This window comes from Candidatus Auribacterota bacterium (assembly GCA_026392035.1).
Taxonomy (GTDB): Bacteria; Auribacterota; Tritonobacteria; order UBA1439; family UBA1439; genus JAPLCX01.
In genome coordinates this window covers 84593-98207 of sequence record JAPLCX010000097.1, presented here as the reverse complement: position 1 = coordinate 98207, position 13615 = coordinate 84593, and the positions used below count along the sequence as shown (strand labels likewise).

At 55.0% G+C, this 13615-nt stretch carries 11 protein-coding genes and 1 pseudogene; 5 read left to right on the top strand and 7 right to left on the bottom strand.

Annotation, left to right across the window (positions count from 1 at the left end; genetic code table 11):
* Positions 1-13 precede the first annotated feature (13 nt).
* The 4 genes from NTX71_10715 to NTX71_10700 all read left to right on the top strand — a co-directional run bounded on the left by NTX71_10715 (position 14) and on the right by NTX71_10700 (position 4857).
* Positions 14-136, top strand: a complete 123-nt coding sequence (locus NTX71_10715; GenBank protein ID MCX6340367.1) for a hypothetical protein — start codon at positions 14-16, stop codon at positions 134-136.
* A gap of 187 nt (positions 137-323) precedes the next feature.
* The gene (locus NTX71_10710; protein MCX6340366.1) at positions 324-1721 is read left to right on the top strand and encodes a DUF6159 family protein; all 1398 of its coding nucleotides are present in this window, start codon (positions 324-326) and stop codon (positions 1719-1721) included.
* Positions 1722-1973: 252 nt separating this feature from the next.
* A complete protein-coding gene (locus NTX71_10705; GenBank protein MCX6340365.1) occupies positions 1974-3485 on the top strand; it encodes a transglutaminase-like domain-containing protein in 1512 nt (503 codons plus the stop codon).
* Positions 3469-4857: a tetratricopeptide repeat protein gene (locus tag NTX71_10700; protein ID MCX6340364.1), complete on the top strand. Its 1389-nt coding sequence runs from the start codon at positions 3469-3471 to the stop codon at positions 4855-4857. The genes NTX71_10705 and NTX71_10700 overlap by 17 nt, the downstream gene beginning before the upstream one ends.
* Positions 4858-5023: 166 nt before the next feature.
* Here the strand turns inward: NTX71_10700 and NTX71_10695 are convergent, their stop codons facing one another.
* Complete coding sequence (locus NTX71_10695) at positions 5024-6133, bottom strand: glycosyltransferase family 4 protein (protein ID MCX6340363.1); 1110 nt, start codon at positions 6131-6133, stop codon at positions 5024-5026.
* A 300-nt stretch (positions 6134-6433) separates the two neighbouring features.
* On the opposite strand from NTX71_10695, the gene NTX71_10690 reads away from it, so the two are divergent.
* Positions 6434-7600 carry an IS4 family transposase gene (locus NTX71_10690; GenBank protein ID MCX6340362.1) on the top strand — a complete coding sequence of 389 codons (1167 nt, stop codon included), beginning with the start codon at positions 6434-6436 and terminating at the stop codon, positions 7598-7600.
* 156 nt (positions 7601-7756) lie between these two features.
* On the opposite strand, the gene leuS is transcribed toward NTX71_10690, so the two are convergent.
* The 6 genes and pseudogenes from leuS to NTX71_10660 all read right to left on the bottom strand — a co-directional run bounded on the left by leuS (position 7757) and on the right by NTX71_10660 (position 13574).
* Entirely contained in the window at positions 7757-10243 is a 2487-nt protein-coding gene (gene leuS, locus NTX71_10685; protein MCX6340361.1) for a leucine--tRNA ligase, read from the bottom strand.
* A gap of 51 nt (positions 10244-10294) precedes the next feature.
* A pseudogene (locus NTX71_10680) lies at positions 10295-10683 on the bottom strand (four helix bundle protein).
* An 84-nt stretch (positions 10684-10767) separates the two neighbouring features.
* Positions 10768-11508 carry an AmmeMemoRadiSam system protein A gene (amrA, locus tag NTX71_10675; protein MCX6340360.1) on the bottom strand — a complete coding sequence of 247 codons (741 nt, stop codon included), beginning with the start codon at positions 11506-11508 and terminating at the stop codon, positions 10768-10770.
* A 51-nt stretch (positions 11509-11559) separates the two neighbouring features.
* Positions 11560-11970 (bottom strand): GxxExxY protein, encoded by a 411-nt coding sequence (locus tag NTX71_10670; GenBank protein ID MCX6340359.1) that lies wholly within the window; start codon positions 11968-11970, stop codon positions 11560-11562.
* A 57-nt stretch (positions 11971-12027) separates the two neighbouring features.
* Positions 12028-12900, bottom strand: coding sequence for an AmmeMemoRadiSam system protein B (gene amrB, locus NTX71_10665; GenBank protein MCX6340358.1), 873 nt, complete (start codon positions 12898-12900; stop codon positions 12028-12030).
* A 221-nt stretch (positions 12901-13121) separates the two neighbouring features.
* Complete coding sequence (locus NTX71_10660) at positions 13122-13574, bottom strand: N-acetyltransferase (GenBank protein MCX6340357.1); 453 nt, start codon at positions 13572-13574, stop codon at positions 13122-13124.
* Positions 13575-13615: the final 41 nt, after the last annotated feature.

Genomic DNA, 13615 nt, shown 5'->3' with positions numbered 1-13615 from the left:
GAGAGGGTATGGCATGGAATCGTACGAGGCGCTCAAAAGGGCAATCGGCAAGATCGGGGTAAAATCCATCGCGGCCGACTTGGGCCTTTTTCCATCACCGGTCTATATTAGAAGAGGTGTCAAAAAGCACCGTTGACGATGGCACTATTGATAAGGGCGAGGCAGCAAGGATACGAAAAGAGTGGGAGGGCCTTAAGGGTGTTGCGGAAGGGTTCGTCGTCGCGTGCGAAAGAGGGCTATTCAGGAGTCGTCATGGCCATCGTGCTCTCAGGGGCCGGTCGCGGACCCATGGGAAGCGGTAGGTGCCTGAAAGGAGGTTAGGCGTGGAACTGATCAGAAGTAATGGCTATGAGAGAGGACCCTCCCCCAGAAAAGGGCGTATTAGTCGCGGCTTGGCAATTTTTTACAAGAGCTACGCGCTTCTACTAGCGCACAAAAAACTCATCGTCTTCCCGCTGCTCTCGCTCTTTTTCAGCCTTTTATTTATCGCAGGCTTTCTTTTTTCGATCATCTCCCTTTTCTTGTGCATAAAGGGGAATGGTCAGTTGCTCCCATTCCTGGATAGTCTGAAATGTTCGGCTGCTTCCATGTCGGGCTGCTATGTTGTGGGCCTGTTCATCTTCTGCTTCGGTCTCTTTTTCACCGATGCATTCTTCGGGGCCGCGCTGATCCGTTGCACCTATGACAGTATAAAGACTGGAAGGGCCACTATCACGGACGGCCTGAACGCGGCCCGTGCACGGATGCTGTCCATCCTCAAATGGTCGGCAGTAGTTGCGATTGTAGCGGTAGTTATGAGCGTCCTCAAGAAAAGGAAGAGGATGCTTGCGTGGTTGGGTGGATTGACATGGGATGTCGTGACGTTGTTTGCGCTTCCCGTGATTGTATTTGAGGGAGGGGGGCCGAAGAAGGTTATCGCGCGCTCTATTGAGATCGTGCGGCAAAAATGGGGAGAAACATTTACCGGCCAGTTCTCCGTCGGAGCTTTGTTGGTCGCGTTGATATTCCCGCTCATGGTCTTCTCCATTATGCCGCTCGCGCAACTGCATGGATATGGTGAGCCGTTCGTCGTCTATATCGGAATTGTGCTCGGTGTGTATCTTGTATTTCTACTCATTTGCTTCAGAACATTGAGCTTTATTTGGAAAGCGGCTCTTTATCTATACGCTGTGGAGAATCATACTGGAGAGCCTTTTCAGAAAGGCGAGTTTCACGGCCTCCACGTGATCGATGCCCACACCGGCTTCCGTCCCTATTTCATCAATGTGCTCGCTGTTGGTGTTGCTATCTCGCTCCTTGCCACATGGGTTGATCATGCCTCCCGGCGAGCCGAGAATTGGCCTGTGACAGAGGGGATAGTTCTCAACTCAGGGGTGAAAGCTGAGCGAGGAAGGCATGGGAGGCGATATGCCCCGAAGATAATTGTTTCATATGAGGTGCAGGGGATGCCGTATCGGGGAAACAGGATCAGTGTCCTTCCGCTCAAAAGGTTCGGCAATAGGTCGCGAGCCGAGCGGTATGCCGCAAAATATCCCGCAGGGAAACGCGTAACGGTGCACTACAATCCGGGGAAGCCCGACCGATACTACGTCGAGCCGGATAGTGGGGCGTTAGCCCGCTGGCAGCGCTGGGGCGGGCTGGCGTTTCTCGTCGTGGGATTATGGGGCGCTATTTTTAACGGGCTGAATCCATGGGGTAGAATGAGGAAACACAATGCGTAACCCTCTCACACATTGTCTTCCTCAAAGATATCACGCACATCCCCTCAGCGCCCTTCCTGTTGCTGGCTATCTTGATCTCTATCCGTCACGCTTTACTCCGGAAAGCAGGCAATGGGTGTCTCGCAGTGAGGTTGGTTAAGGAGATAGAGAGGTGAGCGCGCGTATGTTGGCGATGATCACGCCGATGCAATTTTTCGCGAGTAATACGCTGCTGAATAGTTTATCATATACGGAATAACCGGAATAAATGAGATGAATAAATTTACGAGGCCTTTTATCGCGGCCCTTGCAATCATATGCCTGTCCGGCGTGAGATGCGCCGCGCCGCCCCGCCCGGGCGGCAGGCCGGTCTACAAGCCTTCGCTTACGGCGGAAAATGTTAAAAATTATCTGGGTGAACGGTGGTATGGAGTATACTTCAAGGAGCAGAAGATAGGCTACGCGAGGAGCGAGATCAGCCAGGAGCATTATGAGGGGAAGCCGGCTATCACCGTCGCGTTCACCTTTCACGCACAGGTGAAAATGCTCGGCGTCCCCCAGGAAATGACCATCACGGAGAAGCGAACGTACGTTCTCGGCGAGGGCCTCGCGTTTTTTATCAGTGACACGAATGCCGGTGAGAGCAGGATGAAATTCATCGGCCGGATGAAGAATGGCACAATGCACGTGACCTCTATTGTGGGGGGAAAGCAGCGCTCATCCACCGTGGAGATCCCTAGAGAGCGCTTCGAGGATTACATCGCAGAAGAGCGCCTCGTCAAGGAAGGGGCGACGGTTGGAGATGAGATCAGCTTCTCTCAGTACCAGCCCGCGCTCCAGAAAACCATCACGGCGGTGAGCCGTATTAAAGAGATCCAAGAGAAAATCATGCAGGGCGTACCCGCTGAGACCTACGTGGTTGAGACGACGCTCAAGGAGATGGGGGTCACCTCAACCTCGCTGCTGCAATCAGATGGGGAAGTGCTCCAGACGGAGGTCGGGGGCGGATTCATCATGCGTCTGGAGGATGAAAAAACAGCGAAGAACATAGATTACCGGAGCGACATCATCCTCTCCACGGTGATCACGCCGAACAGACCTATCGAAGATCCCTCGGAAGTAACGGAGATGAGGGCGCGGTTGAGCGGTGTCAAAGACCGCTCACTTTTCATACAATCCGAAAGGCAGCGATATGACATTCAGCCACGCGGCGACGCGCTGCTCGTCGTGAACATTGAGGATCTCTCTGATATAGAGATACCGCAGCTCCCACTTGAGAAAGCGGATTTTTCATCTGATCTCGATCCGAGCATATTTGTCCAGAGCGACGCCCCCGAGATTGTCTCCCGGGCGCGCGCCATTGTCGGCGATGAGTGCGACGCCCTCAAGGCGAGCGATGCGATCGTGAAATGGGTATATGAGAATCTCACAAAGCGTTTCAGCGCTTCGTTCTCCAACGCCCTCGATGTCCTGGCAAGCCGCGGGGGGGATTGCACCGAGCACTCCGTCCTCTACGTCGCGCTCGCACGGGCTGCGGGTCTCCCCGCGCGGGAGGTCTCGGGTATTATCTGCAGCGGGGAAGATGGCGGCTTCTACTATCACCAGTGGGCGGAGGCGTTCGTGGGGAAATGGGTTGCTGTTGATCCGACATTCGGCCAGAGTCAGGCAGACGCCACGCACATCAAATTCGCGAGCGGCGATCTCCTCTCGCAGGCGAAACTATTGAACCTGATCGGGGCCCTCAAAATAGAGATTCTGGAGTACAGCTATGACTCGAAAGACTAGACTCGCTCTCCTCAGCGCGGGTGCCGGTATTTTTCTCGCGCTCACCACAATGTTTGTGGTGGACGGGCGCGCTCAGGGCAATGACGCCCTCATCCTCAACAATGAGGGAGTGGAGTGTATCAACAAGGGTGAGCTCCAGAAGGCGGTCGCCAAGCTTGAGGCCGCGAGGCGCATTGACCCGAAGAGCGGCACCATCGCCGTGAACCTTGCGAGTGCATACCTGAGGCAGGCCGAGGAGCTCATCGTGCGGGGTGAATTGCAGGATGCGGTGCACTGGCTTGATCAGGCGATCAGCCTAGGGGCTGGGGACGAGGCGCTCAAAAACAACCTGGCGGCGGCATACAACGATGTCGCCAACGTCCACATACGCGCCGGGCGATACAACGAGGCTGTCTCAGTCCTGGAAACCGCGGTGAGCCTCAAGCCCGGGAGTGCGGTGTTGAGGAACAACCTCGGGATCGCGCTCTATAAGGACAATCGCCGCGAAGAGGCTCTGGACGAGTTCAGGGGCGCCCTGAGCAGCGACCCCGACAACGCCCTGGCGCGGAAGATGAGCGGGCTCATCCTCTACTGGAAGGGGCAGATGAAGGAGGCGCTCGACGAGCTCAGGATCGCGGCCAGACTCATCCCCTCCGATACGGAGGTCCAGTCGGTGCTCCAGAAGATCGAGCGCGAGTATTCCGTGGAGAAAGAGTTCGACGTGGACAGCCACGTGAATTTCACGGTGAGCTTTGACGGCAAGAAGGACTATCGCGTCGGGAGGGCGGTGATCGACGCGCTCGAAGAGGCGCGGGGGAAGGTCGGTTCTGATTTGAATTTTTATCCACGCCAGAAAATAGCGGTGGTCATCTACTCGGGGGGCCAGTTCCGCGACCTGCTCGACAAGCCTAAAAATGTCGGCGGTGTCTACGACGGGAAGATACGGGTGCCCGTGGGCGGGTTGGACACCGACAGGGACAGGGATATGCTGCGGCGCGTGCTCATGCACGAGTACGCCCACGGCGCGGTGCACTTCCTGACGCACAACCGCTGCCCGCTCTGGCTCAATGAAGGGATCGCGGAGTATGAGTCAGAGGCCTGGGAAAAAAATAAGGAGGCCCAGATCAGCGAGGCCCTGCAGAAGGGAACATTTATTCCGCTCAAGGAATTGTCGGCAGTATTGAAAAACACCTCGTCGGCGCAACTCGGCCTGGCATACTGCGAGGCCCTGTCGGTTGTGAAGTTCATTGCCGACCGCTACGGCGTCTATAATGTCAGGAGGATCCTCGACAACATCGACGCGGGTGATGGCATTGACAAGGCGCTGAGCAAGACGATCTCGCGCGACATGGCGGCACTGGAAGAGGAGTGGCGCAAGTCATTTCAAGGATAGTGTCAAATGTGGACCAGAGTTGAACACAGATATTGCACTGCTAACCTGTTGTTCACTACCCATGAAACCCGAAATTCGAAACACGAAACTCTAAATAAATCCAAAATACAAAATCCAAAACCAAAACAACTTTTTTGAAAATTTGTGTTTTGTGTTTGTTTGGGATTTATGGTTTAGTGTTTCGAGTTTTAGTAATATTCTCTAGCTTCACCAGATAGTTCTTGGCCACCTTGTCCCAGCTATAGTGCTCAGCGGTAAACTTCCTGGCGCGCTCCCCGGCCTCCTGCCTCTTTCGCTCATTTGTTAGAAGCATCTCAATAGCAGCGGCGAATCTTCTGGGATTGCCAGGGGGGATGAGAAACCCGTTCTCTCCATCGGTCACCGCATCCCTGATGCCCTCAAGGTCTGAGGCTATGACGGGGAGCCCCGCACAGCTCGCTTCAAGTGCTGCGATGCCGAATCCTTCAACGTCGCCCGGCACGGCTATGTTGGGCATCACGAAAACTTTGGAAACGCCCATCAGCCCTCTGACAAGGTGATTGGGGAGCCGACCGGCAAGGATCACGTTGCCACCGAAGCGGTGCTCTGTGATTGCCTTCTCGATCGATTTCCTCTCCTTGCCCTCTCCCACAACGATGTAGAGGAGTTTCGGGAAGGAGGCAGTGAGGAGGGGAAATATCTCACTGATAAAGCGCGCGATTCCCTTCCGTTTCACAAGTCGCCCCACCGTCATGATGATGGGTATGCCAGGTTCAATTCCCCGTGCCGTGAGCCATTCCCTCGCGGCGCTGATGTCCTCCGGCGTGGGAACATGCTCTTCCGGATTGACCCCGTTGTTGATGGTGACGCATCTCTCCGGCGGAACTCCCATGGCACGGCAGAGCTCTGTCGTGTGCCTGCTGACGCCGATGACCAGGTCGAGCCTCCTCAGGGAAAAGCCGATCTTCCTACGGTACAGGGGAAATCGGAATGTGAGGTCGCGTCCGTGGGCGGTGACGGCGACGGGGCGGCGCAGGATTTTCTTGAGCGTGAAACCGAGGGGGGAGAGTAATGCGTCTCCAAGATATATGACGTCCGGCCTCTTCCTCTTCGGCAGAAGAAGAAGAGATCGAATGAGCGCCCAGTAGATGAAGAACAGGAGGTAGAGCTGCGACCCTCCCCACTTGATCACAATCGCATTCGTCGCCGCGGCGAGCCTGCGGATGACCTCATAGTTCATCCGCTGCATCCCGCCGACGGAGGGCGGATATTTCCGTGATATACAGAGCAGTTTCATGCTGTTTCGGGAATGGGTTGATTATGAGGGAAACGTAAAATATCTTGTGGCGTAGGGGCGCGATTTATCGCGCCCGGGTTCGATAAATCGAACGCCTACAGATTGGTACCCTCCATAGCTGACTCGTTCTATTTCGCCGCGTTTCCCTTGATTTTTCTCACAATATAATACCACTCTTGTCCAAAATAGGAGTCAAATAACCTGAGATAAAAAGCCTCCATGATGAGGTAAGATGGAGTTCTCACACAACCATCGGAGCGGTGCACGCGCACCGCAACACCACATCAAGGAGGCGTCATCATGATACGGGTGGCAAGCTGTTTTGCGCAAGTGTTGTCTTTGATCCCCCGATATGACTTTGAGCGGATTGTTCGAGCGCATCAGGGGGAACGAGGGGCGAAAGGGTTTTCGTGCTGGGATCAGTTTGTGGCGATGCTGTTTTGTCAGATGGGGGCGGCCCACACGCTGCGGGAGATATGCGGGGGACTGGCGACATCGTTGGGGAAGGTGGTCCATCTGGGATTGAGGAAGGCGCCGCATCGGTCGACCCTTGCCTATGCGAACGAGCATCGCACCTGGCGGATATATGAGGCGCTGTTTTATCAGTTGCTGACGCAATGCCGGGATCTTGCCGCCGGGCAAAAGCGGAAGTTCCGGTTCAAGAACCCGTTGCGCAGCCTGGATGCCACGGTTATTGATTTGTGTCTGAGTGCCTTCGACTGGGCGAAGTTCAGAAGGACAAAGGGGGCGATCAAGCTTCACCTGCTTCTGGATCATCAAGGGTATCTGCCGTGCTGGGCATGGGTCACGGAGGGGAAGACGCATGAGGTAAATGCCGCGAGAAACCTGCATTTTAAGCCGGGGACGATTGTGGCGATGGACATGGCGTACAACGACTACCGGCTGTTTGCAGCCTGGACGCGGGAGGGAGTGCTCTTTGTCAGCCGCATGAAGGAGAATGCCCGGTACAGGGTGGTGCGACGGCATCGGGAGTCGGAAAAGAGAAACATCCTGCGGGATGAGACAATCCGGCTGACGGGGGTGGGAGCACAGGATAAATGTCCTTTTCTGCTTCGGCGGATTGTGGTCTGGGATGAAGAGCATCAACGGGAGATCGAGCTGCTGACAAACATCTTTCACCTGGCAGCGAGCACCGTAGCCACCATCTACAAGGAACGGTGGCAGATCGAGATCTTTTTCAAGGCGCTGAAGCAGTACCTGAAGGTCAAGACCTTCGTGGGGACCAGCGAGAACGCCGTGAAGGTGCAGATTTGGACAGCATTGATCGCGATGCTGCTGTTGAAGTTCCTCCAGATGAAGGCGACCTGGAGATGGAGTCTGTCGAACCTGGCAGCAATGCTTCGGTTCAACCTGTTGACCTATCGGGATTTGTGGGCGTGGCTGAATGCACCCTTCCAGACGCCGATTGCTGAACCTGGAGGGGTACAACTCGATCTTTGGGACTGATTTCTTGGACAGCATTTTCTGAGACCTCAAAATGAACCAGGCGCAAAATCGTCCAAAACGCCGTTTTAGCCCTTATATTTGAGGGGGGTCCACCGAAAAGTCATTTATCTTGGACAGCAGTGTCATCTATTGTTTCATTAATCCGCGGCTCCCACGCTATTCCACCACGATGTTCACCAGCCGCCCCGGGACCACGACGGTTTTCACCATCCGCTTCCCCTCAACATGCGCCCGCACCCGCTCATGGGCGAGCGCGCGCTCGATGACCTTTTCCTCTCCAGTTCCCGCCGGGACGGTCACCCTCCCACGCACCTTCCCGTTCACCTGCACTACGATTGTCTGCTCCGGCTCCTCGAGCAGCTCCGGGATGCACTTCGGCCACCGGTGCGTGAAGATGCTTTCCTTCTCACCGAGCGCCTCCCAGAGTTCTTCAGCGATATGCGGCACAAACGGCCCGAGGAGCACCACCATTGTTCTCAATGCCTCCCCGAGCGCTGCCGTCTCCTCACGGCTCCTCGCCTCCGGCCTGCGCAGGAAATCCCTCACCATGTTCTCGAGCTGCATCAACGATGCCAGCGCGGTATTGAAGTGAAAATCCTCTTCTATGTCGGACGTCACCTTTTGAATGGTCTTATGCGTGCTCCGCCTCAACGCTGCTGCCTCGGGCGAGGGCGATGCCTGCCCGTTCCCCGCCGCGCCCCTGACCTCGTCGAGCACGGAGAAAAAGAGCTCCCAGAAACCGCGCAGGAAGCGGTACGCCCCGACCACGCTCTCATCGCGCCACTCGGCATCCTTCTCCGGTGGTCCTATGAAGAGCGTATAAAAGCGGACAGTGTCAGCTCCATACTTCTCGATCAGGGCATCCGGGCTCACCGTGTTTCCCTTTGACTTTGACATCTTCGCTCCATCCTTGATGATCATGCCCTGCGTGAAGAGGTTTGTGAACGGCTCGGCGAAACTCACATATCCCATATCCTGCAGCGCCTTGGTAATGAAGCGTGAATACATAAGATGGAGTATGGCGTGCTCGACGCCGCCGATGTATTGATCCACCGGCAGCCATCGGTTGACAAGCGCCGGGTCAAATGGCCGGGCGCTGTCCCGCGGCGATATGTACCTCAGGTAGTACCAGCTCGAGTCTATGAAGGTGTCCATCGTATCCGTTTCCCGGCGCCCCTTCCCACCGCAGCGCGGGCACTTCGCGTTCACAAAGGAAGCACAGCCCGCCAGCGGGGATTCGCCCGTGGGGCTGAAGTGGACATCCTGGGGGAGCACCACTGGGAGTTCTCGTTCGGGAACAGGCACGATGCCGCAGGGATCACAATAGACAATCGGCACCGGTGCGCCCCAGTAGCGCTGTCTGGAGATGAGCCAGTCGCGAAGGCGGTAGTGCACCGTTCGCCTGCCGAACCCCTCCGTCTCCATGAGATCGGCCATCTTTTCCATCGCTTCCCTGTTCGGCAGACCGTCAAACGCGCCTGAGTTCACCTGAATGCCGTCCCCCTCGTACGCCCGATCGAGTTCCCCCGCGTCGAGGCTGCGTTCCGGGCTCTGGATCACCAGGCGGATCGGGAGTTCATACTTCCGTGCGAACTCAAAATCCCTCTGATCGTGCGCGGGGACAGCCATCACCGCCCCCGTGCCGTACTCCATGAGCACATAGTTCGATATCCAGAGCGGAATCTTCTCTCCGGTAAATGGATTGAACACTTCCTCCCCGGTGAAAAGGCCTACCTTCTCCGTATCATCGGCAGAGCGCATGAAACGATCCTGCCTGCTCACCTCCTCCGCGAACTTCACGATCTCCCTCCCGCGCGGGCTTCCCCGGCTGATCTTCTTGACCATGGGGTGTTCCGGCGCGAGGACCATGTATGTCGCTCCGTATATCGTGTCGAGGCGCGTGGTAAAACAGGTGACCGTTTCGCCGGTTGAGACGAGGCGAAAGTCAATCTCGCAGCCCTCGCTCCGGCCGATCCAGTTCCGCTGCATCGTCTTCACCCGCTCAGGCCAGTGATCGAGCTGATCCAGATCGTCGAGGAGCCTCTGGGCGTACGCCGTGATCTTGAAGAACCAGTGCTCCAGCTCCTTCTGGGTGACGGGGCTGGAACACCTCCAGCATTTCCCATCAACCACCTGTTCGTTTGCGAGAACCGTCGGGCAGGAGGGGCACCAGTTCACCGAGGCCAATTTCCTGTACGCAAGTCCCCTCTCGTACAGTTTGAGGAAAATCCACTGTGTCCAACGATAGTAGTCCGGAGTGCAGGAGGTTACTTCCCGTGTCCAGTCGTAACATACCCCCCAGTCGCGCATCTGGCGCTTCATGGTGGCGATGTTGCGCATCGTGCTCTCCCACGGGGGCAGGCCGCCCTGGATCGCGGCGTTCTCGGCGGGGAGCCCGAACGCGTCCCACCCCATCGGTGTGAGCACATTGTAGCCGCGCATGAGCTTGTAGCGAGCGACGACATCGCCGATGATGTAGTTCCTCCCATGGCCGACGTGGAGTGCCGCTGAGGGGTACGGAAACATCATGAGGCAGTAGTACTTTGGTTTCTTAGAATTATCAGGAGCATTGAAGAGGCCGCTCTCGGCCCAGTGCCGCTGCCATTTCTTTTCTATCCTCTTGGGATAGTATGCGTTATTCACGATAGTACACTTGTCCACTACGAGCTGGCGAACCGGCGACAATAATAAATCTTAATCGATTTTCTTTTTGATGGTCCACTTATCTGAATTCTCTATCATCTTTATTAATTGAGCCATTATATGGTCATATTGGTCATCCAATCGAGTTGCATCACGCTCGTTGATGTAACCACATCGCTTACAGAACTCAATCCAGACCTGTGATTCGCACGCCTCTGTCTCAGCATCGCTCAGTTTATTGATGAATGCATCTACATATCGCCTTTTGCGCCACGCTTCCGCAATATTTGCGCACGTCGATCTCGAAGATCGCCTAATTTGATCTACCAGGGAATATTTTCTTCCGAAGGAAAAGCCTTTGTGATTTGGAATATCTCCATCGCGACATCCATTGTTCTGCGGTAAACATCGAGCTCCTTATAGCTCTTAATAGTGGTCATTATCTCCCGTTATATTATCGCCGTCTCGCTGTTTCACTTTTTCTCTGTTTCGCCGGCTCGCCCATTCGCCGTCTCTGTTGTTTATCACTCTCCGAACACATCGGCGGTGTACACAAGCACCTCGTACCGATCCGGATGCCGCCAGGCGTCAGCGGGAAGCCCCGCCTTGTACTGGCAGAGATGGTTCCAGAAAAACTCGGCGTCTCTGTCGGGAAAATGCTCGCTCCACACCTGGGGCAGGTATGTCCCGCCGTCAAATCCGTGTCTGTCCCTAATATATATGCCGTGGACCCCTTTCTGTATCGAGAGCGGGTCTGCAACGGGCATCAGCGGTGACAGGGCGGAGATCTCTATTTTTATGTCCCCGAGCTCTTTTTCGGAGACCGGCGGGAACCGGTGGTCGCTGCTGCACGCCGACACCGCCATCTCCCTGACGGTCTCGGCGAGCGGGCTCGATGAGATGAAGTTTCCGATGCATCCCCTGAGCGCCTCCGGATACACCGGGCTCGATTGGGTGGCATTGGTGATGGTGACAAACGCGCCGCGCTTTTCCATCAGCCGGTCGGTGAGGATATAGTTCTTCAAGTCAGGGGTTTTCTTTTCCTTCACATATTCCTCGATTGTATCCCTCGCGATCTTGAGGAGCGTGTTTTGCTCATCCCGAGAGAGAGAACTCCGATCCGCAGCCTTCGCTTTCACTTCCCCCTCCTTTGTTGCCCCGGCGCGTTGACCGAACTGTGGCTCGGCAGATTTCTTCGTACCCGTGCAGCTGCACGCCACGGCGAGAGCTATTCCAAATGCAACAGTATTTAATAAATTCTTCATCCTTGCCCCCCCTACCATAAAGTTCGTTTTGAACCACTGAAGTCACTGAAATTACAATATAACCCGCTTTACCTGAATTTTAGTATCCGCAAAGTTTAACGACAGTGCGATCTTTTTCTCAGTGGCTTTTAGGTAAGACAGTATCTGGGCAAAATGGATATCATTGAACTCTGTTACTGTCTTGTTTTCCACAATTACCGTGTCTTCTACCAATAGATCAAGCCGGTGCTCTCCTACGCACTCTCCCTTGTATTTTACATCTATCAGTTTTTGTTGCTCGACCCTTAGCCCATTCTTCTTAAGTTCGTAAATGAGCGCATTCTCATAAATACCCTCCACGAAGCCAGGTCCAAAAATCTTATGGACTTCAATAGCGCACTTAATGATTTTGTCCGTTATCGTCGAATAGGGATATTCCTTTTCAGTGTATTCAGTATCTTCAATGTCTTCAGTTGATTTCATCACTTCTGAACTATTAGCACACTTATTCAGTGGATTCAGTGTCTTCAGTGGTTACCATCATTTGCTCTGCGGTACCGTGAAGACCATGGACACATAGCTGACGCAGTGGCTGAAATCGCCCGTCAGGTCACCGGAGGTCTCGTATTTCAGGAGATGCCCGCGCGCGTCCCTGGGAAGCGCCTCGATCAAAATCTGGATCGGGTAATGACCACAGATCGTCGCGCCCGTCTTCTCCACATAGGCGTTGAATCCAGGCGCGTCCAGCTTTTCGATAATTTCGACCGCGCCAAGGTCGAGCTTCTTGAGATTTTCCTTTATGTTATCGGTGAATGGCAGATAGTCAAAGCCGGATCCGTAGTGGGTAAAGTCAGAGCTGGCGATGATGATCGTCTTCCCGTCGAGCAGTTTTTTGAGCGGTGAAGCGATCGTCTCAACATCTCCCCGCCTGAGCTGTCCTATGATGATCGGGACGAGCGTGAAATCCCCCAGCACCTCCTGGAGGAACGGGAGCTGCACCTCGAGGGAGTGCTCGTACTCGTGCGCCTGCGGAAGCTTCGCGTAGAGCTCATGCGAGAGGAGCTCGGAACACGCCTTTTTATCAAGCGGGATCAGGCCGAGGGGCGTCTTGAACGCGTCCGCATCACTGAGGGCGGCGCCACGGAAAGCCGCGCGATGCGAGGGGGCGAGAACAATAGCCCTCTTGAATCCCTTGCCCCTGAGGAGGTTATAGCCATATGCCGCGGCTCTGCCTGAATAGCTGTATCCCGCGTGCGGCGATATGAGCCCCGCGATCCGCCCGTCAATCTTCTGGGCGGGAACCGCGCTGAGATACTCTTGAACCTCTCTCTTGAGCTCTGATTCACTCCCCGGATAAAACTGCCCCGCCACCGCGGGTTGCCTGACCACCTGCTCGGTGTTTTCCTTTTTCATGGCCGTTTTCTCCACATTCCTCGTTTCATGGCATGAGACAAGCCCCCCTGCCATTACAACGAACACAATTGCCAATATAGTACGATGAGTAGTCATATCTTTTGAGTAAATAGGAGTACCTAGGTTGATAGTAGCATAACCACTACAAAAATCAATTGCACTCAGTATGCCGAAATAGCGGTTAGTATAGGGGTCGCCTGCCTGCCGGCGGGACAATACAGCTACAGCTCAATCGCCACGGAGACTTCGCCGCAGTCGGGGAACTTGGGGCAGTTGATGCAGTCGCCCCATATCTTGTGCGGCAGCTTGGATTTCGGGTAACGCACAAAGCCGCACTTTTTGAAAAATTTCTGGAGGTATGTCAGCGCAAACACGCGCGTGAGGCCGAGTTTGCGCGCTTCGGCGAGACAGGTGAGCACCAGTTTACTGCCAAGGCCCTTCCCCTTGTGTGTCTCCTTCACCGCGAGGGACATGATTTCTCCGATATCCTCCCAGACGATGTGCAGGGCGCAGCAGCCTATCACCTTCCCTCGCTCCTCCGCGACACAGAAGTCGCGCAGATTCTCGTACAGGTAGTTGAGCGAACGCGGGAGCATCCAGTCCTTCTTGGCGAAGTAATTGATGAGCTTCTGAATCTCCGGCACGTCATGCAAAATCGCTTTTCTGATTTTCATAATTCCTCAATATAGTTGATCACTCGATAGCTTGATAGCTC